The organism is Chenggangzhangella methanolivorans (assembly GCF_019797865.1).
Lineage (GTDB): Bacteria > Pseudomonadota > Alphaproteobacteria > Rhizobiales > Methylopilaceae > Methylopila > Methylopila methanolivorans.
Window position 1 is genome coordinate 405457 of record NZ_CP081869.1, and the last position, 23053, is coordinate 428509.

The window sequence follows — 23053 nt, forward strand, 5'->3', positions numbered from 1 at the left end:
TCCCCGATGCCAAGAGGCGGCGCCGCCTCCTGCGCAACCGTGGGCAGGGTCAGAAAGCTCGGAAGCAGGCTGGCTGCGGCGACCGAAGCCAGAGCGCGGCATAGAAAACCGCGGCGCGACGGCCTATGCGCGACCGACAGCGAAAGAGGCCGGCCGCATAAGCAAAATCGGGTCACTGCATCATCTCCAATGGCCGAACCCTCGATTGGAAGCCGTGCGAGACGTGTCGCGGCCGTTCCGGTCAAGCGCGTTTGCAGCACCCCCGGAACGATCTGAACTGTCGGGGTCTGGTCTTGCGCGAGAGGATAAGGACCCCAATCTCTTCAACAATCGAAAGAAGAGGAAAACTGAATTTCAAAAATGAGCAGAATGCCTGACTTCGAAGGCTGGGCGGTTTTTTCCCGCGTCGCCCATCTGCGGTCGTTCTCAGCGGCAGCCGCCGAGCTCAACATGTCTCCGGCCACGGTCTCGAAAGCGCTCAGCCGGCTGGAAAACAGCCTTGGCGCAGCGCTGATCCACCGCAGCACGAGGACGCTCTCGCTCACGCCGGTCGGGCTGGAGCTCGTAGAGCAGGCGGCTTCGCTGCTCAACGCGGCGGAAGCTCTGGACGACGTCGCGCGCAGCGGATCGACGCAACCGCGCGGACTGGTCCGGGTTTCAGGACCGGTGTCGTTCGGCGTGCTCCATATCGCGCCGCTTCTGCCGAGCCTATTTGGACTGCTCCCCGATGTGACCGTCGAGCTTCAGCTCGACGACGGTCCGACGGATCTCGTCGCTTCGGGCGTCGACATAGGGGTGCGCATCGGCTGGCCACGCGATTCCACGCTTCGCGCGCGAAAACTGGTCGACATGCGGAGCTTTCTGGTTGCCGCGCCCGACTATCTCGCCCGCCGAGGCGCGCCTGCGGCTCCGCAAGATATCGCCGGTCATGCCTGCCTGTCCTACACGCCCCTTTCAGCTGCAGAACGGTGGAGACTGGTCGGCCCGTCCGGAGTCGAGGTCCGCGTCGACGCGCCTGCGATCCTGACCACCAACAGCGGCGACGCCATGCTGCCGATGCTTCATGCAGGCCAGGCGATCGCTCACATGCCAGAATTCATGGTGCAGGACGATCTCCGAACGGGCCGTCTGGTGAAGCTTCTGCCCGATTGGACGATGGCGACTTCAGCGCTCTATCTCGTCACGCCTTCGTCCGGACCGCGTCCGGCGCGCGTTTCGGCGGTCCTGGAGCATCTCGCTTATCATCTGCCGAAACGTCTTGCCTGTTAACCCAAGACACTTGCGATAAGAACTTAGCCAAATTCTCGTTTTGCTATATGAAGGTGGCTTCCTTGCTCGAACGCTTTGTTTGCGCGTTGGCGCTGGTCTGCCCCCTGAGAAGTTGTCCTCCATTGTGTATGGCTTCTGGCCATTAGGAGGACTGTCTGATGCGGAGAAGAAGGCACGTGCCTGGAGATCGTCGCGAAGTTGCGGCAGGTGCAGGTTGTGACCCTGCAGGGTCGGACGGTCACGGAGGCGACCAGGTCGATCGGGGTGACTGAAGTCAGTTCTCTCGCTGGCTGACCGAGCATGGCGGGCTGCAGGGCGACCAGGTGAAACGGCTGACAAAGCTCGAGGCTGAGAACGCACATCTTCGACGCGCAGCGTCGGACTGGACTCTGGATTAGATGATCCAGGCCGAGGCTGGGCGGGAAACCGACCAGCCTCGCCCGCCGTAGCGCCTGCGTCGATCGAGTGATGGGCAAGCTCGACGCCTCCGAGCGCCCGACCGCCTCAACGCGACTGCGCGCTGTCTCGCCGAGATCATCGGCCGCGCTGCCGAGGCCAAAAGCCTGATCCGCGCGGCCGAGCCCGCCTATGCCGCCCGCGAAAAGATCTGACGAAAGCCGACGTTGCTCTGCCGCTTTCTATAAAGACGGCCGGCGTTTCGCGGTCTAAGAGCGGTTTCAGCGCCGTGGCCGAGCCGCCAGCGTGACGAGTGCATGTCGCGGACGCCAGGCCGGATCTGGAACATCGGTCGTCTTGGTCGAAAATCTCGCCGCGATGGGCCAAGTCCGCATCGTGCATGTCGACCGCGGTGCCGAGCCGCGCGGGCGCTCGCGCGGCTCGGATGCAGTCTGTAACGGCGCGCGCTTCCGGTCGTCCGTCGGAGCGAGGCGTTAGGCATGGCTGTGGCGCACCCGACGACGCCGGCGGCGGTCTGCGAGGCGGGGGTCGCCATCATCGCGCTGCGCCAGAAAGCGGTTCGGCCCAACTCGCTTTACGCTTCCGTCAGCTATTCGCCCAAAGGCGGACGGCAGCGTCTTCGGTCCTGCCTGCGCAATTCAGTCCGCAAGGTCGGTTAATGAAAAATTTGTCCGATCAGGCCGGGGAGAGTGCAATGGAATGGAAGCGAAGTAGATTTGACCGCGCCAAACGCCCGTTGTCCACGTATCCTCGAATGCCCGCGAATGACGCCTCGACGGCGCAAGCATCCTGATCGTTTAAATCGACAATCAGGACGCCCTTTTTCGTAAACCGGCGCAAAAGCAGCGATCGCGCCGCCTCGTCGATGTCTTGCCACAATGCCATCCGTTCGACGCCTGGATCCAAGCCCCCGCCAACCAGCTGCCTGGCAAGCTCACCGAGATGAGGACCGGCGCGTGACGCGCCTGGCCTCGTGAGCTCTTCGGCAAGAAAGAAGCCGTAGAGCGACGCGCCACCCAATAGCCCGCCGGAGCCCAAGCGAAACTGTTTGGCGTCGAACGCTGTCAGGTCATCGCCGTCAGCGGCGCCGGACTGAACGCACATGCCGCGCGCCGCAAGCTATGACAGCGCATGTCCGAGCAGCGCGCCTCCGACGCCTTCAAGGATCAGGTCATAGGGACCCAGCCGCTTGGCGTCGTTGATGCTGGCTGCCACCTCATGCGCGCCGAGAGCAACGAGACGTGGAGCGTCGCTTTCGCAACGCGCGAACGCAACGACGTGAGCTTGAGCTTTGGCGGCGAGCTGAATTGCGAACGTGCCGACACCGCCTGTCGCGGCGGTGATGAGCGCCCCGTCGCCCGGCTTCAACGGCTTCGTGGCGAGAGCGATCGCAGCCGTCAGTCCGGCGACCGGCAGCGTCGATGCATGCTCGAAACTGACCTGATCCGGCATCGACGCAATGAAGCTTTCGGGAACCGCGACACGCTCCGCCCACGCCCCTTCGAATTTCAGGCCGACGACCCGATCGCCCGCCTTCACGCTCGATCCGGCAAGAGCCTTTTCGACGACGCCCTTTTCGCCATTATACGATCCCAAATGCCTCCCGCGATCCTGAACGACCGGCAGGCACGGCATTAACCGTGATCGCATTTACGGGCGGCTGCGTGCTTGACGGGTTGGGGGCCTAATTACAGTTTTCGACGGCGGCGATCATGCCGCGACTACGGTTTTCGCTTTTGGGAACGGGCCGTCCGCATAACAAGCGGACGCCGGCAGCTGTTGGAAGCAGCCGCCGACGCCCTGACCATGATGGCGAAACCTGCTTGGACAGGATCCGACCGTCATGGCTGCTGGCCTTTTCGGCGAGCCCGCGCTCGCTTGCAATCCCGAATCTCTGACTTTCCTGCACCACTCCGTCCATGGCAGCGATGGAGTTGCGCCCAACGGCAGCGCATGGCTCACGCCCGTCACGCGCCGACTGCTGCTCGAAATTCTCCAGCACGACGGCTTCGCCACCCTTGAGGCGCTCATCGCCGCGATTCCCGTCCATCCCCGCCCGCTGTCGGCCGTCGTCGCCCTGATCGACGAGGGCCTTGCCTCCTTCGTGTCCGGTCAGGACTTCAGCCCGGACGCGCACGTCGTTCTTCGCTCGTTCGAACCCTGACGACTCTTGACCAAGAGCGCTGATCGTTCGACGCGGCCGCGGCCGCGCGGCGACGCATCTGCATGACCGGGATCGAACGGACGCGACGATGAAAGCTACTCCTGGCGGCACGACCGCCCAAACGCTCACGCTTCAGGTCGGTCAGCCGGTGGTCGAAGCGCTATGCAGCCGCCCCTTCAAGCTCTCGAGCCTTGAGGGATCCGCGATCGGCGTCTATGTGCTGATCTGCGACGCTCTTGGGACCAATTCCGAGCTTTACGTCGGCAGCGCCAGCGATTTGCGACGGCGACTCAAGGCGCACCCTCGGCTTCACGAGTTCGCATCGAACGTCAGGGCCTACGCCGTGACTGGAGGGGGCGATGTCAGTCCCGACGAGGCGCGGCTCGTCGAGCGCTTGCTGATCGCGCAGTTCAGCGCCCTGCCCCAGCTCAACCGTCAACTGCCCAGCGGTCGATGCGCGTCGTTCGAACGCTATGTCGGCTGGCGCGCCTTCGCCGGCGCCGCGGCGATGCTGATCGCGCGGTCCGAGCCGGCGTTGCGACTGCTGTCTCTTCAGGCGCTTGCGGCCGGGCCATCGATGCCGGTCGAGCATGGCGTCTACGCCGCGCTCGTGCCGACCTCTGGCGGGGTGGAAAAACGGCTCGATCGGCCGGTTCGGGCACGGTCAGTGCAGTTTGCGAGCGTCATGGACGAAGAACTTGGCGTCGTTCCGCAGCCGGCGATCCTCAAGGCCGGGAGCGAGATTTTGCTCAAGGCGACGCAGTCGATGCCATCCGGCGCGCTGATGGCTCGGTTCGAGGCGCGCTTCGCCGGGCTGATAGAAGAGCTCTCGCCCGACACGGGCAGACTGACCAGCGACCTCGTCTTTCGGTCAGCTTCGATGATGACCGCTTTCGTGCTGGGCTCGACGCGCGGTCAGCTCCAGCTTTGGGATCGCCCGCCGCTGCGGGGGGCTCGATCGCAGTTAGCCCTGCCCCTGGACTTCTGGCGCAGCCATGACGTGCACGTCCTGCGGCGCGCTCGTCCGATAGACATCCGACGCGCTTTCGCCAGCGTCAGCATCATGAAGGAGCCCGACTGGCCGCGCGCGGCGCGCGGCTATGCGCCGGCGGCCATCGCGATGGCATGGTCCGTAGCGCCGCGCGCGCGCCAGCTGTCGATCAAGCTCGATCTCGTGATGTCCGCGTTGCTGGCCTGCGCGCTGGCGGGCAACGCCGCCGCCGACGTGTTCGATCATTTCTGCCGATCGCTCCGCGACGTCGGACTGATCTCGAGCCGGGCTGCGCGTCTGGGCAGCGCCTCGCCTGGCGAGACGGGTGACGCAACGTGACGGCTGGACGGTCTTCGAAAACGACAGACGGCGGTAAGATCATGACGGCAGGCTCCCGCAAGCGGCCGGTCGATCCTCGTCGACTGGCTCGCGAGTTCGTGGCGCTTCTTTTTGAAAAGGCGAGCGGGACCAGCGACGTCGACGGCGTCGATGTTCCGAAGAAAGAGCCGGTCGCGCAGCCACGCGTCGACACCGTCGTTGCGGCCGTCCATCTTGCATTCGCGATCTCGCCTTTCCCCGAGCTGCTTCGGCAGTTTCGCGGTGGCTCGCCGATCGTCTGCATCACGACAGGCGTCGACGAACTGGTCGAGCCGCTCGAACGCGCGGTCTCCACTTGTCTGCTGAACGGCTGCGTCAAGCTCAGTCAGGCTCGGCTGCGTTCGGGCTCTATCGAGCCGTCAAGCGAACGCGCCTATGTAATCTTCCGTAGCGGAGGCGACAGCGTCCGCCGCGACGCCAATGACGAGGCGCTGACGAACGCGTTGGAGAACCGCGCCGTGATCGTCGCGCTGGCCGCCGATCCCGAACGGCAGCTCAATCCCGATCTCGTCCGTGCAGCCGATTGGCGCATCGAGCTCGGCGGGATGGATGGCCCGCGCCTGGCGGCGACCGTCGAAGCGATCTGCGGCGCCGGGCCGTCGCGAGACGTGGCTTGCGACCTTGTTCAAGACGTGCGCGCCATTGACCTTCAGATCGCGGCGCGAGGGTCGCGCGTGGCGGATCTGATGGTCGCGCGGGTCGAGGAACTGGTGCGTCGCCGCGCGACGCCTCCGGCTTCCGCCGAGACGCTGGATCGCCTGTCGGGATTCGGCGCTGCGCGGGACATCGGCATGGCGATCGCAGCAGATCTCAAGGCGTTCGCCGCAGGCGAACTCTCGTGGAGCGTCGTCGACCGAGGTCTGTTGCTCGTCGGCGCGCCAGGAACGGGAAAGACGTTTTTCGCCAAGGCATTCGCCGCGACGGCGGATGTTCCGCTGATCTCCGGATCGCTGGCGGTCTGGCAAAGCAGCCGCGAAGGTCACCTGGGCCACACGCTCGCTGCGATGCGCCGCAGCTTCGCCGACGCACGGCGGAGAGCGCCCGCCGTGTGGTTCATCGACGAGATTGACAGTTTCGGCGACCGGACGACGTTCACCGCCGATCATCGGGACTACTCGTCCCAAGTGGTGAACGCATTGCTGGAATGTCTTGACGGGGCCGAAAACCGCGATGGCGTTTTTGTACTCGGCGCCACCAACCATCCGGACCGGATCGACCCGGCTCTGCGTCGTTCGGGACGTCTCGACCGAATCGTGACGCTTCGACTGCCGGAGCTGGACGAGCTCATGGGCGTCGCCCGTCATCATCTGCAGGGCGAGCTCGACGACGCCGGTCTGCGCGAAGCGGGCGTTGCGGCTTGGCGCCACCCCCGCCGATTTGGCGGCCTGGATTCGGCGGGCTTACGCCAACGGGCGTCGCGTCGGTCGTCGAAAGGTGACGTTGGACGACGTCCTGGATGCGATCCGTGACGGCAAGCCGGACTTCGCCCCGGGCGTACGCCGTCGCGTCGCGTTCCACGAAGCCGGGCACGTCGTGGTGACTCTGGCGCTCGGGGTGTGCCGTGTCGGCAGCGCGGCGATCACCTCGGACGGCGGTCACACCGAAATTCTACAGGACCTGACCGATCACACGGTCGAGGGGCTGACCGCGATGATCGCACAGGCGCTCGCCGGCCGCATCGCCGAACGGCTCGTCTATGGCGAGATCCGCAGCGGTTCGGGCGGATCGCGCGACAGCGACATCGCGCTCGCGACGCACGTGGCGACCGCGATCGAGGCGAGTTTTGGCCTGGGCGAGCAAGGCCCCCTTTATCTCGGTGAGCCAGACCGAGTAGTCGGCGGTAACGCGTTCGCGCTTGTCTCGTCCGCAGTGCGCGCTCGCCTTCGCATGGCGGAGGAGACGGCCGCGCGCGCCTTGGCGGCGAACAGCTGCACCTTTGAAAGGGTCGCAGAGGCTCTCGCACGCGAGACCTATCTGGCGCGCCAGCGCATCGAGGAGCTGACGCGCGATCTGGTCAAGACGCCTGTCTTCGACTGGCCCGAGGAGCACGAACCTCACATGGGGCCGCTTCAGTGACGGCGCGCCCGGGACGAACCTCGCGATGAGCGACTGGCGCAAGGACATGGTCGCTACGCACCCTGATCTGTTCAGCGAGATCGTGGGTGACAAGCGCGTCGTCACGGCCCACCCCTGGGTCAGCGACGGCTGGCAGGACATTCTGAACACCTGCTACGCCAACATGGCGGACAAGCATCACGTGCAAGGCGAGCAGTTCGTGCTGATCAACCAGCGCGACGCCCGACGCCAGCGGAATCATCGAGGGCGACCGGGTCAAGGTCCAGCGACGACCGCGGGGCGTTCAAGGGCGTGGCGCGCATCACCGACGACGTCAACGCCGGCATCGTGGTGGCGACGCTCGGCTACGGGATCGAGCAGATCCTCAAGACCACGACCTACAACGGCCTCTACGTCTTCGGTCGCAAGGAGGACGGGGACGAGAGCGAACCGCTCTTCGACACTGCGATCGCTCGGGTCCGCCACCTCGCAAGCGCGTCGTGACGCGATTGCGCGTCAAAGCGAGGAGGTTCGCACCAGGAAGGTCGCGGCCAGGCGCACTTATGCCTCGGTCGACTACTTGAGCCGTAAGGTGCGGTGCTGCGCGTGCGACCTGCCCATAGTGCAGCAGAGGCACGAGACGCACCAGGTCCACCGGGTCTTCGTTTGCGAGAACGAGGTCTATGTCCGCAAGCACTCGGGCATTCACACCTCTGAACTGCGTGCGGCCGAGATCGATGGCGTGAAATCGCTCGTCGGCGCCCCGGAGCACGAGGATCTGCTTACGCAGAACTGGCGCCGCGTGCTGGTGCGCTTCGACCAGGGGCACAACATGTTTGACGTGACGGTCGAGCTGTGCCCGAACGGGGAAGCGACGCGCCCGACCCGTTGATCATCACGCGTTGTCGCGAAGTCTGGCGGCTCCAGGGCGGAGTCTCCGACGCCTATCTCGAGATGGCCCGCAGCCAGCTCGAGGCAGGCGCTGGAACCTCAGCGAGGAGCAGTTCTCCAACTGCTCGGTCGTTCGGCCGCCCTGCGTCGCGCAACCAACTCGTCGTTCGCCACACGCAAGGCGTTCATCGAAGCCGTCCTGTGGTGCATCGAGACCGGGATCAACCCTCGTCGCCGAGGCGAACTCGGACGGCCTGGCGTGAAGCTCTCGTTCAACCTGAGGTCGCTTCTCGCCGAGCGCGGAGGCAAGCAGGAACTGCGTGACTGGCTGGCGTCAGACGCCCAGTACTGGCGTCTTCTTCCGCCGGGCGCCTTCCTCGCCCCCGGCAACTGCGTGATCTACCTGCTTCCCCTATGAGGCAATCTGGAGGGCGGCGCCTTGGCGCCGCCCTTCATCATCAGGACGCAGATCTCAAGGCGACTTCTTCGATTACAACCCTTTCCGTTCGGGTGCGCCCGTGATGGATGCGCCCACACTTTCCCGATCGCGGTTCGCATGGACTTTCCGTCCACGTCGCTGAGCTCTAATCTGCCGAACGACGCCCTTGTCGAATTAGAGCCTGCCCAAAACGCCCATGGATCGCGCCGCGCACCGACATCAGCGTGACCTGGCGATCGCGCCATCCCGTATCAGCCGCCCGCGAACCGTCCCCTCGATCGTGCGAAGATCGTGAAGGATCGCAGTCTGGTCGGCCGGTTCTGCATCGGCCTCGATGACTACGTAGCCCAGATCGCCGTCTGTCTGAAGAAACTGAGATGATACGTTCACGCTCCGCTTTGCGAAGGCGGCGTTTATGCGTCCCAACACGCCCGGAACGTTGTGATGAACATGGACGAATCGAGCGCCGCCGTTTCCCGGCGGAATTTGCACTTGCGGAAAATTAACCGCGCCAAGTGTTGATCCAGTCTCCACGTAGTCGATCAGCTTGCGCGCGACTTCGGCGCCGATGCGATCCTGGGCTTCTTCGGTCGAGCCGCCGATGTGCGGCGTGAGAATGACGTTCTCCAGTCCTTGAAGCGGAGACCTGAAGCGTTCGTTGTTCGATTTCGGCTCGACCGGAAAGACGTCGACAGCGGCGCCATGCAGGTGGCCCCGTCGTAGGGCGTCCGCCAGAGCGTCGAGGTCTACGACCGTGCCTCGACTGTTGTTGATGAGGCAAGAGCCGGGCTTCATCGCGCCGATCCTTCCGGCGTCCATCAGTCCGGCCGTAGCGGGGGTCTCGGGCACATGCAGGCTGACGACATCGCTGGCGGCAAGAAGCGCGTCGAGGCTGTCAGCCGGCTCGGTGTTGCCGTGGCGGAGCTTGTCGGTGAGATCGAAGAAGATCACACGCATCCCCATGGCCTCGGCGAGGTTGGAGAGCTGAGCTCCGATATTGCCGTATCCCACGATCCCCAGCGTCTTCCCGCGAACTTCGAACGAACCGTCGGCGGACTTGTCCCAGCCTCCGCCATGAGCGGAAATCGACCGTTGCGGGATGCGGCGCAGCAGCATCACGATCTCGCCGATTGTCAGTTCGGCGACGCTGCGCGTGTTGGAGAACGGCGCGTTGAAGACGGGTATGCCGCGGGCCCGCGCAGCGGCCAGATCGACCTGGTTCGTTCCGACGCTGAAGCACCCGACCGCCAAAAGACCTGACGCAATGTCGAGAAGGCCTATGTCGATCCGTGTCCGAGATCGAATGCCGAGGACGTTCGCCGAGCGCGCCTCTGTCTGGTTTGCAGGCGTGACTGCGCCCGTTAGCCGCACGACGTCGCCGAACCCGGCCAGCAAAAATGCTTTGGCCGCTGAAGGCGCAATATTTTCTGTCAAAACGACGCTTACGTCGGATGACGCGTGTCGACTACCTGTCTCTCTCATGTCTGGTCGCGCTCGCCAAAGGATCGCAGCCGCCATATTGCAGCGCAGCATCGCGTCCATACCAGCTCATAGATCACGATGCAAAACGCGCGTGGACTTGAGATAGCAGATATAACAAATATTATTATAGAGCAGATTTGTTGGTCAGGCGTCCGATGCTACACAATTCATTTGATTTACTGTGTGATAGCCCTGCGATTTGTACTTTGGTGGTGTTTGCAGATGTGGGTAGGTACGCCGATTGCAATCGGAATCACTGCCAGCCGTTGATGTGTCTATCTAAAGCATGGACGGGGCACCTAGCGCTTACACTGTCTGAACTGTTTGCCGGCCCAGGTCGAACACGTGTTTGATCTGTCAGCGGTGAAAACGCCAAGATCGTATTTGATTTCATGCAAGTATGGCGGCTGAAGCTACGAAGCTGCCGCTTTGACATGCGGTCAAGTGGAAGGCCGTATCTCCTTATTGTCCCCCTCCCAGCTGAATGTTCCACAACCAGATCTTGTTATACTTTCGTCTATTTGCAGTGCACAACGGCAAAAATTACGGTTCGGCAAGCTTTCCGCAACGATGGTGGCTACATTGCGCGAACTAAGTATTTCACCTGAAGAACAGCAGACACGCGCCGCGGACGACCGGTTTATCGCTCACAATCTGAATCCTGCGTCGTTGTCTGGGTGGGCGGTAATTGGAGTGCCCAGCGGCTCGATAGCGATAGATCCTGAAGGGACTTTGATGATAAAGCTGCGTAAAGAAGAAGCGGATTTGATCGCGGCGAAACTTACAAGGTCCAGATAGTTTTTGTTTCCCTGCATAACCGCGCTCTTCGAGACCACGGTTCTGCTTGTCGAAGCTTCTGTGCCCTAGATCGACCGTCATATGGTAGTGGGGTCGCCATCAGGCGACGTCACCTACGTCCCTGCGGAAACATACTCAAGTCCTATTCTTGATTCGTCTGTACTGTGCGGCGTCAGCGACGATGAATACACGCGTGGGGGCGCATCGGCGGCTCGATGAGCACCGCGCACAAGAATCTGCCGAAGCTGAATGAGGAATGCGAGAACCTGTCGGAGCTCGACGCGCTCCTGGAGCAGCGGCTGTGGATGAGGCACCGGGCGGAAATCGCGGGGTTCTTCGCGACCGTCAGGACCGCCGCCGAACGGCGCTATCGGCTGCTCAAAGCGGATTCGCTCGAACGTGAGCGCGCTCTTGAAGCGCAGCTTCAGAGCCAGAAAGCCGCCAACACGGATCTGACCGAGGCCAACCAGCGACTGTCGGCGGTGATCGAGACGAAGGACGCCGAGGTCAAGGCGCTCTCCGCAGTAAGACTGAGCCTCGCGACCTCCAACGCAAGCCTGAAGTCCGAGATCAAGGCGCTCAAAGCCCACCTCGCGCAGGCCACGACCGCCGAAGACCATATGCGGGTCGTGAAGCAGGCGCTGGGAGAGCTCGGAGCCACGGCGACGTCGGCGCCGGGCGCGTTGGCGGCCCCCGGCGTCAAGGCTGGCGCGAAGACAACCAAGCCGGCGGGGGGCTAGGCCGCGCCCCCCGCCGTCAGCGCGAGGTCTGAGCGCGCCCTCGCGCGCCCAGGCGCGAAATTGAAGGGCTAGCGGCCGGTTTGCCCGATCGCTCATTGGCCGACGTCTTCCGCTCGGGGCTGCTGGAGAAGATCGACCGGCGCGCCGCCTTCAGCGTGTCGCGTCTATCGCTTGGCAGATAGCGGACATAGCGTTCGATCGTATCGACTGCGTCGTGGATCGCGTCGGCGGCGGTCTGCTTGTCGCCGGTGGCCTTGAGCACTGCCGTCGCCAGGATGTGCCGGAACGGATGCGGCCCGAACGGTCGAACGCCCTTGACGCCGGACTTCGTCAACGGGTTGTACGCAAGAAAGCGTCTCGTGATCTCGATGATCAGATTGCGGATCGCCGTTTTGCGCATGCGTTTGCCCTCGATGATGCCCGGGAACAGCGCGTCTGCGACACCCTTCGGGTTCAACGCCTCCCGGCCGCCTTCCAGCAAATACTCGTCGAGCATGGCGTAGAGCCCCAGGCCGTCGCTGTCGTCGAGCTCTTCCTCATAGTCGTGGAACCCCTTGTCCTTGTCGCCGAAATACGGACCGTTCTTGTTCTTGAATAGGTGCCGGCTGATCCGCAGCGTCCAGACGCCGTCGACCTTCATGATATGCGTGTGGGCCCCTTGCGCATTGAGTGCGCAGAGCGTCCCGAGCCGCAATCCCAGCTGCGACAGGATACCGACCAGCACGCCGCTGCGCAGCGCGATCGCGCGCTCGCGCGTGCCCGGCAGGCATTTTTCGATGTCCTGCGCGAGGCCCTCCATCAATGTCGCGAAGGCGACGGCGGGATTGGCTTGTTTGAGAAAGGGCAGCACGGCTTCATGTCGATCGCACAGTTCTTCGACGAAGCTGCGCAGCGAACGCTTTTCCCGCTTGTAGCCTCGTTCGGCGCGATCGCATGCCCCGTCCCAGTCGGCCAGCGCGGTGTCGATCTCCTCCTGGCTCACCAGACCGTAGACGGGTCTCAGGCGATCGCCGAGATCAGGCCTTTGCCGAAGCCAGCCGGTCTCGGTCTCCACCAGGCGCTGGAGATCGCCGAGAATATGGAATTCGGCGCCCGTCAGCCGCTCCATGTCGCCATCCCAGGCCAGCGCCTTGCGGCGCGCCATGTGCTCCAGATGCGCGCGGGCGCACTTCGGAAACAACGCCAGGGCGAGCGCCATGTGAGGGACGAGCGCCGCAGGGTCGTCGGGCGATGCCAGGATGCAGAGCGATCCGAAATAGCCATGCAGCCTCTCCTTTCTGATGAGGACTGTGGCGTCGGACCATTTTCCGCCGCGCCGATGGATGTCCAGGCGACGGGCGAGCGTATTCTGGAATTCGATGAAATCGTTCCACTCGCTGGCGAGCGCCTCGGAAAACGCCGTCATCCTGTAAGGCGTCTGTCTGTAGATCCGCATCGCGCGCGAATAGGCCGAGGTCTGCTGGTCGAGCTCGGCCAGCAGTTCGATCAGCATCGCCCGGCGGGCTTCAGCCGGCTGGATCGTGAACTCGGGCGGGACGTATTTTCGGATCTTCAGATATGTCGCCTCGTCGACGATGTCTGCGTCGAACATCGACCTGTCGACATACAGCGTCCGGCGGCGTCGTTCCGTCAGGCGCGAGCTCAGACAGGCAGGCGGCAGGCCGAAGAGACGCTCGAACTTCTGCGCTTCGGCGATCAGGGTATTGCTGCCGATCTCGCTTTCGATCCGGTTCCTCAACGCGCGTTCGGTCAGGCCAACCATCGCAGCGATCGCGGGGGTCGACTTGCCCGAGCGAGCGCAGACGAGAGCGAACGCCGCCGAATAGCTCGCCGGCAGACCGTCGCCGTGCTCGATCTCGTCGAGCGCATTGAGACAACGCCGGGCTTCGGTACGGACAGTCGCCTTGGTTCCGGCGTCGGCCGCCAGAGTTTCGAACGCAGGCCTCGCCGGCGCGCCGACCAAGTCGCCTGCGACAATTCTTGCGATCCGGAACGCCCAGTGCAGATTGGACATCGCCTTGCGCACCGCCTTGTCGTCCAGGCCCCGTCGCCGCAGCAGCCGGGGCTGCTCGATGTCGAGGACCATTTCCAGCTCTTCGATCGACAGCGGGTCTCCAAGGCTGGCCGACCGGCGCGGGCCAGTCCCGAGCTCCGGCGCCCACCGCTCGACGATACGCCGCATCCGGCCGCCGGCGGCGTGGAAGCAATTTAGGCTCAGGCCGCTTTCCTCGGCCACCTTCCTCCACAGGATGCCGCCGCCAAGCGTCACCTGCTCCGGCAGCGGCAGACCCTGCTCGCGCAGGCGCTGGAGATAGGCCGTCAGCTTGGCTTCGCGTTCGCCGCGGTCCAGCGTGCGATTGGCGCCTGACCACTCAGGGTTTCCGCCTGGACCGTCGTAGCGGCGCAGCTCGCGCTCGGCCAGACCAAGCGCCGGGATCCAGCTTTCGATCACGACGCGCCACTTCATCCTCGGACGCAGAGAGCCGATCTTGATGCCGCTTTCTGCTGAAACCTGCTGCCAGTCGATCGTCGCGTCGCGAAGACCTCCAGCCGCCCAGCTTCGCTGCGGAAGGGTCAGCCCCCCGCGTTCCAGCGCCTGCCGGTAGGTTTCGGCGCGGCTGGCGCTTTGCGCATGAACGATCCGGTTGTGGCTTTGCGACGGGTGTGCGGTGGTCCAGTTCGGCCCTGCTCGACTTGCCTCCGGCGGCGCGACCGCGCCGCCGTCAGGCGATTGGCCCGCCTCTGCCGCCTCGCGTGCGCATCGGCTCGAGCGCGCGACATGGCGGTCGCGCCTGATCCAGGCGCCGAGCACGTCGCGCGCGACGGGATCATGGACCGCGGCGTGCGAAAGGCGCGCCCTGACGGTCGTCTGCGCGACCGCGTCGCCTGCAAGCGCTGCAAGCGCCGCGCATGTCGCGGCGACTTCGGCTTCCGGCAGGTGGATCACCAGTCGCTGGGCGGCGAGATAGGCGCAGGCGGTCCTGGCGTCGGTGGCGAGCTCAGGCATGACCGCGGTCGCCGCCCAGGCCGTCAGCGTCGCGCGAAGACGTGCCGCCGTTCCGGTGCTTTTGATCAAGCCGGGCTTCAGGCGTCGCCAGGCGGACATGTCCGCCCTCACCTGCTTGAGGTCTTGCGGTCCGGCCGGGGACGCGCCACGCGTGGACGAAAGGATGGCGTTTCCGGTCGCGGCGCGACCGGCGGCGGCGGCCTCATGCATGATGGTGAACCCCGGCTGTCAGACCGAGAAAATGGGGCTTGCAGGCGTCTTCGGCCACGCCCGTCAAGCACAACCTCAAATTGAGGTTAACGTTTCGGTCGGAACCGCTGGGGGTCTTGGACCCGTTGCCCGACGAGTCGTTTCTGGGCTCCGGAAGCGGCGCCTCAACACCTGACCACTGTGTCGGTGTAGGAGCCTTCGAAACGAAACCGAATCCCTCATTCAAGAATGGAAGATACAGTAAATCCCTGAATGTTGGGACAGCATTCCATCGCCATTCCGGACGGGCTTGAAGGACGACCCAGCCTCGATCATAACTCGCGTCGTTACCACAATCAAAAATTGTTTCGTGGAATCCGAGGTGACCAGAAGCCGTCGCGATGCGAGCTGGTTCTTGAGGCACGCTAAAGCCAACGGCATTTTTACGGGATCCATGCCCCTCCGCGTCTGCGCAGACCTCCGACAGCGCATTCTGCGAATGGCCGACCCTCGGGGACAGCGGATTATCAACGCTTGATCCTCGGTTTCTCGATCTTGGGTGCTCGATGCTCACGTCGCCCTCCATCAGGCTTGGCCTCCCGCCAAGCCTGATGATCGCAGCGCAAGCCGGGGCACCGGTCAAGCAAATTTTTAAAAAAACTCAATTAATTCAGTGACTTATAATCCTTGTCACGACACGTCGTTGGCGGAACGAATCCTTTATTTGCGAAAGGTTTGATAAGACGATGGGGCACCATCACGCCAAGAAAATGAAGGGCTTGGAAGGATTACCCGTTACGAGCGCGCGGGCGATCTTCCCAGGCGTCCGACGACCTTACCCCGCGATCGTCTCTCATCCCCGGCCGAGTGTTCGAAGGTTCTCCCGTATCGTGCCCCTCGCCGTTTCGACGTCACAGCCCCAAGCCTCAGCCAGAAGCACGTATGCCCCGTCCACATCCCATGGATTGAGCGGACGGCCCTTGATCCGCGCGAATGGCGCGTCGGTTTCGGTCAGCACACGGTCCCTCGGCATGGCTTTCGCCAACGCCATGCCCTTCGCGCTCGTTAACATCGACGGGCCCACGCTGAACCAGCACCCGCGGCGGATCGCACGGTCGAGTTCGGAGCGGTCCCCGGAGAACCAGTGCAGGATCGCCGTCCCGGCGTCTGGAAACCGATCCAGGCAGTCCATTACGGCGCCCGCGGCTCGCCGCGAATGGAGGCTCAGCACCCGGCCACCGGCCATCGAACTGGCCCGGAGTATCCGTTCGAAAATCTTGCGCTGGCGATCGAATCCAGCGGAGTGCTCAGGACTTCCGTCGAGACCGACTTCGCCGATGTATCTGGCTTCCGGCACCAGATGTTCGAACAGCGCGATCTCGGAATAACGAGTTTCAACCAGTTCGGGATGGAAGCCGAGCCCCAACCTGACGCGCCGACGGCCCGCCACCAGCTTCAGGTTGCCCGCCCAAGCCTTCGGTGTGGTCGTCACCGCGAGCACGTAGACGCCTCGCGTCTCCGCCTCGTTCAGGACGGCCGCTGGATCACTGTAGAGGTCTATGTGGCAATGAAAATCGATCACGGGTCGAGACGGTTGGAGATGAATTCCCCCAGTTCGGTTACGCCCCGTCTGACGGTCTTACGCAAGCCATCGGCGTCGGGATTGACTGCAGAGTTCAGCGCGCCGCCGAGCCACGCGTCGAAGCCGTCGGTCTGTATCACCCGCCAGGCGTAGGCGACAGCGCGGACATCGTCGAAATCCCGATGGGCGCGCCCCGGAAGGGACAGGTCGTCGTAGCGATAACGCCCTGTCGGATCAACTTGCCCCGCCGCATGAAACGACGCGCGTCGCACGAGGCAGGGAACGCATCTGCCGCATTGGCGGAAGCCGGAGCGCGCGTATCGCCCGCAGCTCGTCGAACGGCCGACCAGATCCGCCAGCAGAGCAGGAGTCAGGCACTCCGTAAGCATCTCGCCCTTGGTCTTGAGCTGATACGGGTTGCGCAGCACCGCCCGCAGATCCGCCGCGTCCAGGACGCGCTGGAGCGCCTGCAGGTAATACGGATGCGTCGTGCGCGTGCTGAGAGACCCGAGCCTGAGCGGCGTCAGCGGAGGATTGATGCTGATGTAGCCATTCTCAGGCACGATCAGGTCGACGCGGCCGGCGCGGCCAGTCAGGCTTTCGGCCGCCAACGCGCCGAAGGCAAAGAAGATGATCGACCGAGCCCGTTGTGAGCGCTCGGAGATCACGGGGTGAACCGCCTTGTGGTTGAGCTGGGCGTGAAGCGAACGCGGCGAAATTCGGCTTGCGAACTCGATCTGGTTGGCTTTGTCGCCCTTGGCGACCTGGCTGACGAACAGCGGGGTCTCGCCCTGGGCGACGAGATCGATCGCGCCAATCAGGCTGTCCATGCCGCCGGACAGGAGCGACACGACCGTTTCTGGCCGAGCCGCCCGGTTGCGAAGCGGCGCCGGCTGGACGCCGCCTTCAATGAAGTCGAGCGCCCAGATGTCAGTCGTCAGGAAGCGAAGGGCCTGCGCGAGCGAGGCTGCCTGCGTCGCCCAGAAACCGGCGTCGGCGACCGCGACGGTCAGCGTGATCTCGCGCGTCCAGCCGTCCGGGCTGTCGGAGCGGGTGATTCCCTCGTCCGCGGCCAGGACCGCCAGCGATCGACAGGAAAAATCCCAGGCTTTCTGGCCCGCCGACAGACCCATGGTCCGGATCTCATCGATCAACCGAGCGCCGACGCCGCCTTCGCCGGGGCGCGAGCCATAGTTGTAGAGCACGTAACGAACGTCGCCGATGGGGACGCCGGGCGTACCGTTTGGGGCGCAGACAACCCGTTTCATAGATAGGACTCGAAGACTTCGAAGGTGTCGCGCAGCACGGTGGCGGTCAGTCGCCCCGCCGTCCCGGCCGTCATTCGCTCGCCGAGCTCCCGACGGGCGCGAAACGCCGCCGCGACCGCCTGGCGGACGTAGTCCTGCATTTCCTGCATGCGTTCCACGCCTTCGGGAATGCTCGGCGCTCTGGAGTAGACCGCCGCTCCGACGTCCAGCTCAATCCGGTGGGCGAGGTCGTGACCGACATAGCCTTCGACCACGCTTTCCATCTGCGCGGCGTCGAGATTGGTGAGGTCGACGTCTGGCTGTTCGCTCAGCAGTTCCGACAATGCCCGTGAGAGCGCGTCGCGGGCCGCTTCGCTGTCCTGGGCGCCGTCGACAGGCCTGATCGCGTCCGCCAGCCGATCCGCGATCTCACCCTGCGACAGACCCGCAAGCGACGCGGGATCGAGCGATACGTCCGCAGGCGGCGCGCCGCCGCCGCTTAAGGAGCTGAGCGTGTCGTAGAGCCGTCCCGCAGTCCGTGACGTCCCCGCCATTCGCGACGTGGCGGACGCCGAGCCGCCAAGTCCTGTGCGGACGTAATGTCCGAGCCCCTGTCTCAGTCGGCCTGCGTCGCCGCTTGCTGCGAACCCGCCGAGGTTGCGCCGCGCCGACTGGAATCTGCGCGGCGGGGCGACTGCGGGTGGCGCCGGCGGGGGCGCGTTCGCGGGCGCAGGCGCCGGATCGACCCAGCCCGGCACGAGAGCCACTCCCGCGCCGGGTCCCTTGCTCGAACTCGATGTTCCCATCAGCCGCCGGCCTTTCGCGACGCCGTGGCGATCGCCTTCTTCACCGGTTCCTTCGTGTCCTTGTCGGCCGCCCAGGCGCTGAGCACGTCCGCCGCCCAGGCCTCGCCGCCCAGCAACGGAACGATCGGGGTCGAGCGTTGGGCCGCGGGCACGTCTTTCAGGAAGCGCGCGATCGTGGCCCGGTGCGCGCCGTCGACCTTGGCGATGGTGAGGAAGGCATGAAGGATCGGCGGCGCGCCCCAGGTCGTCACGCTGCGGGCGCGCGCGATCAGGCGCTCGACGATGGCGGAGAGTTCGTGCGGGGGCAGAGCGCGCAGCCTTTCGGCGAGCTGGGCGCTGGCGGACGTCGTGAGTTTGGACAGCCCTTCCAGCAGTCCGACGGCTTCGCTCGACAGGCGGTCTGCGGCCGTCACGATCGGGATCTGTTCGCGGCTGACATAGACGAGCCCGCGCAGGTCCTGATCGGCGAGCTCAGGCGCAAGCGTCAGCCACTCGCGCACGAACGGCACGTCCCATTCCTTCTCGAGCTTGAGTTCCTCGGAGCCCTTGAGCGCCGCCTTCTCCAGCGTCGCAAGCGACGCCGGCTTGCCATGTTCGCTGTTGTTGATCTCGGCGAGCAGCTGCGCATAGACCTTGGGGGCCCCCCGCGCGCTCGAACAGCAGCATCTTCGCCATGGCGGCGTCGTCGAAACTGATGCCCTGCGCCTTTGCGATCGAGCGCCGGATCGAAAGCGTGTTCAGGAAGCGTTTGATGAGGCGCGGGTTGCCGGCGATGTTGCTCGCGCTCGTCATCAGCGGGGCGATGCGATCCGCGAGATCGAGCTGCGACTCAAGCTCAGAAGGACATGATTTTAGAACTTCTTTGAGAAACGCGCGATCGACGCGCTTGCCTTGCCAACTTTCGCCAAGACGTTTGCTTATGGTGGCCCGTAATTCTTCCTTTTTTTTCACCTCAATCGCGCTGTTTTCGATAAATAACAGGAAGAGGTAGGCCCTGACGTCCTGCGTGCCGAGCGGAGGCACGCGAAGTGGAACCTGGGATCAGCTTGTCGAAATAGTTGGTGACCAGATCCTCGTCGAGGCTGACGTCTTGAAAGTGGATTTTCACTGCCGAGCGGATCATGTTGTCGTCGGCCGCGATCACGAACGCCGTTCGCTTGAGGAACAGGAACAGGCGCATCGCCTCGAGCGTCGCGATGGTGATCGGCGGCAGGCAGCGGTCCAGGTCGTCGATCAGCACGACCAGGGTGACCTGTAGTTTTTCGAGCGTCTGTTCCAGGTCGTCTCTGAAGTCTTGAATCGCCTTCGGCGGCGTCGGAAGCGCTTTTGGCTTGGCGTCTTTGAGCGCGCCCTTTCCGGCTTCGGCGCCGGCGGCAGCCACCTTATCGGCCTTGTCGATGTCCGCTTGGCTGATGTCGCCGTCCGTCAACGCATTCCAGGCGTCGTAGACGTCTCCGGCCAGCCCTATCGGCGGCAAGCCCACAGCGAGTGAAGCGGCGGTCTTTGCTCCAGCTGCGGCCACACGGAACCAGTTCACGCGCCCGAGCAGGCCGCGCGCCCGCTCCAAGCCGCCCTCGACGACGGTCTTCGATTCTTCGGCGTGCCTCACGAGCGCTCGGGCGAGCACCTCCATCAAGGCGGCGCGGGTGTCGTCATATCCCTGGTAAAGCCAGGGGTTGAACGGCACGAACAGGAAATCTTCGCGCTCTCGCGCTTTGAGATCGGCCTCAAGCAGCCGCATCATCGACGATTTGCCGACGCCCCAGCTTCCCGAAACGCCGATGGACAGCGGCTGCCCATTCGCCTGAGCAATCATCTCGGCTGCGACGCCGGCGACATACTTGAAGTTCAGAAAGTCGCGGTCGGTCTCATTGTCGGACCACATGCCAATATCGCCCAGCAGTTGAATTATTCGCGGACATGCTACCTGCATCTTGGCTTCAATCGCCAGACGCCACGCCTCAAGGTCACGGTGTGTCCACACCTCAAGCCAAAATGTTGGATTCGTGCGCGTCGCGCTGGCGCGAAAGCCTTCGCGGCATGGCCGTTGAGGCATCGCCGAATCAAACGCGCGCGTATGGATTAAAACCAGCTGAAGGAATGGCTCACACGGATTCCAGCGTCGTCAGCAGAAAAACTTCCTTCAGAGCCCGGCGAAATTCGCTCGAGAAACCCGCCGACGAAGGATTGCTTCTATGGAGTTCCGCAGGCTTCCGAGATCCACGGAGAAATCCTTGAGTTCTACCGAAAGGTGGTGCCGATGTGGTGCCAGCCTGAACGCAGATCCAGCTCTAAAAGCGCTTGGTCCAATATAATCGTTCAAAAAAGAGGCGTTGGGGCTGGAGCGGGTGAAGGGAATCGAACCCTCGTATTCAGCTTGGAAGATTGTCACTCTACGGCCGAATACGCTTTTTTTTCGGCCGTTAGTCCGCATCCGCTTCGTCCCGTGGGGAGTGCCGTGGGGGATTTTTGCGGCCGCTTCCTCGTAACGCGCGCGGCGCGCGGCGACGTCAAGGGCGCTCGTGGACAGGGCTTCAGCGACGTCGTCAACCAGCACGTGAGCGTATTCATCGTCGTTTTGACATCGGAATGGTTGAGCAGCTTCTGGACCGCGGCGAGGTTTTTGGAGCCCCTGAGCGTTCTGGTCGCGGCCGTGTGCCGGGTGTCATGGAGCTTGAAGTCGACGACGCCGGCCGCCTTGCAGGCGCGGGCGAGCTCGTTCCCCCAGCCGCTGTAAGTGATGGCGTACCGTTTGCCGCGCACGAACTGCTTCTTCGAGGTCGCGCAGGTGCGGGTCCGCTCGGCGGTGTAGGTGAAGACCTGCTCGATCGACGGGTCGCGGTTCTGCCACAGCGGCCACAGGATCTCAGTGATCGCGGGCGTGATCGGCAGGGTCTGCCACTTGTCACCCTTGCCCTTCACCCGCAGCTGGCCCTCGGCCCACTTGATCTGGTTCCAGGTCAGCGTGACGGCGGTCTCACGCCGGAGCCCCACGACCAGGACGAAGGCCGTGATCGGCCGGTAGTCCGGCCGCAGGCTCTCGAACAGGCGCTCCTCTTCCGCGAAATCGAGCTCCCGCACCCGCTCCTCGGGCTCCTTCAGCATGTGCTGGGACCAGTCCGGCTCGCGGAGCGGGATCTCCCAGGCCTTGCGGGCGCGGGTCATGATCCGGCGCAGGAGCGCGGTGACAGAGCGATTGACGGTCGAGGGAGAGACGAGGACCGGCCTGCCCTCTTCGTCCTTCACGATCCCGGCGGCCGCGTTGGTCTTGATGTCGGCGCGGCGCCGGGCGACGAGGCGCGCCACGAGGTCGTTATTGATGTCGGAGATCGGCGTGCGCTGGCCGACCCAGAGCACGAGGCGCTCTAGGTTGGCGGCGAGATCGCGTTCCTTCGAGTGCTGGCCGACCTCGGTCCAATACCGGTCCGCTGCGGCGTCGAACGTCATGGAGGGCGCGGCGACCTTGTCGGCGGCGGCGGCCTTTACGCGAGCCTTCTCGGCCTTCAGCCAGGCGTCCGCTTGGCGCTTGTCATCATACGGCGCCTTTCCACGAAGCCTGACACCACGGACGACGAATTCGTAGTGCCAGCCCGTGCTGTCCGGACGCTTGAAGACCGACATTGAGCGTGCGTCGCCTGCTGTGACTGGCGCTCGAGAAACTCCGCGATGTCGGCGAGGCGAAAGAACCGCTTCTGCCGCTGGTCCCGAGCCCTGTGTTGACCCAGTGAATGTTCCCCGCCGCACAGTGTCCACGCAACTGCTTTGACGACATGCGCAGGAGCCCGGCCGCCCGATCGAGGGGGATGATCGGGTCCGGGCCGAACGCGTCGGCGAGCTGCTGCAAAGGAATCGAAGATGCGGCGTACATGCGATTCAGCATGCCGGATTTTGCATCCGCATCAAGCGGCAAAATCCTAGGTTTCGCAGAGTCTTGCGGCTATGGGTGAAATCGAAAACTTCACCACGAACTTCCCCATGCCTATGTCGAAAACCTTGGGGAAGTTCGTCAAAATCGTGGGGAAGTTCGGGGCTCCGAACGGCCAATCCTTACCGGTTAACCACGCCAACCGATGATCGACCCCGCAATTTAGGATACAATCGGTGGGTGACCGCGGAAATTGTGGCTTAAAGTGCAAAAAATTCGGGCTCGGAGGCCGATCATGGACCCGAAAACGATTTCCCCCACAGAGGCGCAGGCCAAGAGATTGAACGGTTAGAGGCCGAATTGAGGGAGCACGGTCTGCTCAAAGAGCCCGCTCCGGAGCCGACCGACGGCTACACCAAGGCCGACATCGCCGTCCTGGATGGGATCGATCAGGGCAGGCGCCGGCCGGGCTGACGCAGGCCCAGGCGTCGCTGCCGATTATAGACGGTCCGCTGGCTGACGCCGGCCCTGATCGCGATCTCGTCCATCGGCGTTCGGAGCCGGGTCAGGCGTTCGACCGTGGCGTCGAGCGTTCGCAGACGGCGGTCCTCCGCTGACCCTGGCACGACCTTTCGACCGCGATTTCGCCGGGTCGAAAGGCCCAGCGCCGCGGCCCGGCTGAGGACGACATGGATGTTGGTCCCGTCTTTTTCGGCGATCGCCGCCGTGCGAA

The 23053-nt window shown here is 64.0% G+C and carries 20 protein-coding genes and 1 pseudogene; 10 read left to right on the top strand and 11 right to left on the bottom strand.

What is annotated here, in order from left to right; all coding sequences use genetic code 11:
- Positions 1-369 precede the first annotated feature (369 nt).
- The gene (locus tag K6K41_RS02105; protein WP_261403726.1) at positions 370-1269 is read left to right on the top strand and encodes a LysR family transcriptional regulator; all 900 of its coding nucleotides are present in this window, start codon (positions 370-372) and stop codon (positions 1267-1269) included.
- Between the two features lie 180 nt (positions 1270-1449).
- A pseudogene (locus K6K41_RS30110) lies at positions 1450-1764 on the top strand (transposase); the annotation flags it as partial.
- Positions 1765-2361: 597 nt separating this feature from the next.
- On the opposite strand, the gene K6K41_RS02110 reads toward K6K41_RS30110, so the two are convergent.
- Complete coding sequence (locus K6K41_RS02110) at positions 2362-2790, bottom strand: hypothetical protein (RefSeq protein ID WP_261403727.1); 429 nt, start codon at positions 2788-2790, stop codon at positions 2362-2364.
- A 15-nt stretch (positions 2791-2805) separates the two neighbouring features.
- A complete protein-coding gene (locus K6K41_RS02115) occupies positions 2806-3321 on the bottom strand; it encodes an MDR/zinc-dependent alcohol dehydrogenase-like family protein (protein ID WP_261403728.1) in 516 nt (171 codons plus the stop codon).
- A 208-nt stretch (positions 3322-3529) separates the two neighbouring features.
- Between K6K41_RS02115 and K6K41_RS02120 the strand changes: the two genes are divergently transcribed.
- From K6K41_RS02120 to K6K41_RS02150, 7 genes are all read left to right on the top strand, one after another.
- Positions 3530-3850 carry a hypothetical protein gene (locus K6K41_RS02120; protein ID WP_261403729.1) on the top strand — a complete coding sequence of 107 codons (321 nt, stop codon included), beginning with the start codon at positions 3530-3532 and terminating at the stop codon, positions 3848-3850.
- Positions 3851-3998: 148 nt separating this feature from the next.
- Positions 3999-5180: a GIY-YIG nuclease family protein gene (locus tag K6K41_RS02125; RefSeq protein ID WP_261403730.1), complete on the top strand. Its 1182-nt coding sequence runs from the start codon at positions 3999-4001 to the stop codon at positions 5178-5180.
- Between the two features lie 41 nt (positions 5181-5221).
- Entirely contained in the window at positions 5222-6688 is a 1467-nt protein-coding gene (locus tag K6K41_RS02130; protein WP_261403731.1) for an ATP-binding protein, read from the top strand.
- Complete coding sequence (locus K6K41_RS02135; protein WP_261403732.1) at positions 6660-7295, top strand: ATP-dependent metallopeptidase FtsH/Yme1/Tma family protein; 636 nt, start codon at positions 6660-6662, stop codon at positions 7293-7295. The genes K6K41_RS02130 and K6K41_RS02135 overlap by 29 nt, the downstream gene beginning before the upstream one ends.
- A 291-nt stretch (positions 7296-7586) precedes the next feature.
- Positions 7587-7778, top strand: a complete 192-nt coding sequence (locus K6K41_RS02140) for a hypothetical protein (protein ID WP_261403733.1) — start codon at positions 7587-7589, stop codon at positions 7776-7778.
- A gap of 76 nt (positions 7779-7854) precedes the next feature.
- Positions 7855-8166: a hypothetical protein gene (locus K6K41_RS02145; protein WP_261403734.1), complete on the top strand. Its 312-nt coding sequence runs from the start codon at positions 7855-7857 to the stop codon at positions 8164-8166.
- A gap of 258 nt (positions 8167-8424) precedes the next feature.
- Positions 8425-8583, top strand: coding sequence for a hypothetical protein (locus K6K41_RS02150; protein ID WP_261403735.1), 159 nt, complete (start codon positions 8425-8427; stop codon positions 8581-8583).
- A gap of 240 nt (positions 8584-8823) precedes the next feature.
- Here the strand turns inward: K6K41_RS02150 and serA are convergent, their stop codons facing one another.
- On the bottom strand, positions 8824-10086 hold the full coding sequence (gene serA / locus K6K41_RS02155) for a phosphoglycerate dehydrogenase (protein ID WP_261405618.1): 1263 nt from the start codon (positions 10084-10086) through the stop codon (positions 8824-8826).
- A gap of 1013 nt (positions 10087-11099) precedes the next feature.
- Here serA and K6K41_RS02160 point away from each other — a divergent pair.
- Positions 11100-11624 carry a hypothetical protein gene (locus K6K41_RS02160; RefSeq protein WP_261403736.1) on the top strand — a complete coding sequence of 175 codons (525 nt, stop codon included), beginning with the start codon at positions 11100-11102 and terminating at the stop codon, positions 11622-11624.
- Between the two features lie 16 nt (positions 11625-11640).
- Here the strand turns inward: K6K41_RS02160 and K6K41_RS02165 are convergent, their stop codons facing one another.
- The 8 genes from K6K41_RS02165 to K6K41_RS02200 form a co-directional block, all read right to left on the bottom strand.
- Positions 11641-14571, bottom strand: a complete 2931-nt coding sequence (locus tag K6K41_RS02165) for a site-specific integrase (protein ID WP_261403737.1) — start codon at positions 14569-14571, stop codon at positions 11641-11643.
- A 1102-nt stretch (positions 14572-15673) separates the two neighbouring features.
- Positions 15674-16402 carry a Qat anti-phage system TatD family nuclease QatD gene (gene qatD, locus K6K41_RS02170; RefSeq protein WP_261403738.1) on the bottom strand — a complete coding sequence of 243 codons (729 nt, stop codon included), beginning with the start codon at positions 16400-16402 and terminating at the stop codon, positions 15674-15676.
- Positions 16399-17607 (bottom strand): Qat anti-phage system QueC-like protein QatC, encoded by a 1209-nt coding sequence (gene qatC / locus K6K41_RS02175; RefSeq protein WP_261403739.1) that lies wholly within the window; start codon positions 17605-17607, stop codon positions 16399-16401. The genes qatD and qatC overlap by 4 nt, the downstream gene beginning before the upstream one ends.
- Before the next feature lie 59 nt (positions 17608-17666).
- Positions 17667-18455 carry a Qat anti-phage system associated protein QatB gene (gene qatB / locus K6K41_RS29220; protein ID WP_315855125.1) on the bottom strand — a complete coding sequence of 263 codons (789 nt, stop codon included), beginning with the start codon at positions 18453-18455 and terminating at the stop codon, positions 17667-17669.
- Positions 18455-18964 carry a hypothetical protein gene (locus K6K41_RS02185; protein ID WP_261403741.1) on the bottom strand — a complete coding sequence of 170 codons (510 nt, stop codon included), beginning with the start codon at positions 18962-18964 and terminating at the stop codon, positions 18455-18457. Before K6K41_RS02185 ends, qatB begins: the two co-directional genes overlap by 1 nt.
- The gene (locus K6K41_RS02190) at positions 18927-19478 is read right to left on the bottom strand and encodes a P-loop NTPase fold protein (protein ID WP_261403742.1); all 552 of its coding nucleotides are present in this window, start codon (positions 19476-19478) and stop codon (positions 18927-18929) included. Before K6K41_RS02190 ends, K6K41_RS02185 begins: the two co-directional genes overlap by 38 nt.
- Positions 19408-20340 carry a KAP family P-loop NTPase fold protein gene (locus tag K6K41_RS02195; protein WP_261403743.1) on the bottom strand — a complete coding sequence of 311 codons (933 nt, stop codon included), beginning with the start codon at positions 20338-20340 and terminating at the stop codon, positions 19408-19410. Before K6K41_RS02195 ends, K6K41_RS02190 begins: the two co-directional genes overlap by 71 nt.
- Before the next feature lie 503 nt (positions 20341-20843).
- A complete protein-coding gene (locus tag K6K41_RS02200; protein WP_261403744.1) occupies positions 20844-22076 on the bottom strand; it encodes a tyrosine-type recombinase/integrase in 1233 nt (410 codons plus the stop codon).
- Positions 22077-23053 lie beyond the last annotated feature (977 nt).

Coding starts and splice junctions, on each gene's coding strand:
- K6K41_RS02105 (WP_261403726.1), top strand. CDS start 370: ATGCCTGACTTCGAAGGCTGGGCGGTTTTTTCCCGCGTCGCCCATCTG.
- K6K41_RS02110 (WP_261403727.1), bottom strand. CDS start 2,790: ATGTGCGTTCAGTCCGGCGCCGCTGACGGCGATGACCTGACAGCGTTC.
- K6K41_RS02115 (WP_261403728.1), bottom strand. CDS start 3,321: ATGCCGTGCCTGCCGGTCGTTCAGGATCGCGGGAGGCATTTGGGATCG.
- K6K41_RS02120 (WP_261403729.1), top strand. CDS start 3,530: ATGGCTGCTGGCCTTTTCGGCGAGCCCGCGCTCGCTTGCAATCCCGAA.
- K6K41_RS02130 (WP_261403731.1), top strand. CDS start 5,222: ATGACGGCAGGCTCCCGCAAGCGGCCGGTCGATCCTCGTCGACTGGCT.
- serA (WP_261405618.1), bottom strand. CDS start 10,086: ATGAGAGAGACAGGTAGTCGACACGCGTCATCCGACGTAAGCGTCGTT.
- K6K41_RS02160 (WP_261403736.1), top strand. CDS start 11,100: ATGAGCACCGCGCACAAGAATCTGCCGAAGCTGAATGAGGAATGCGAG.
- qatB (WP_315855125.1), bottom strand. CDS start 18,455: ATGGGAACATCGAGTTCGAGCAAGGGACCCGGCGCGGGAGTGGCTCTC.
- K6K41_RS02195 (WP_261403743.1), bottom strand. CDS start 20,340: ATGTGGTCCGACAATGAGACCGACCGCGACTTTCTGAACTTCAAGTAT.
- K6K41_RS02200 (WP_261403744.1), bottom strand. CDS start 22,076: ATGTCGGTCTTCAAGCGTCCGGACAGCACGGGCTGGCACTACGAATTC.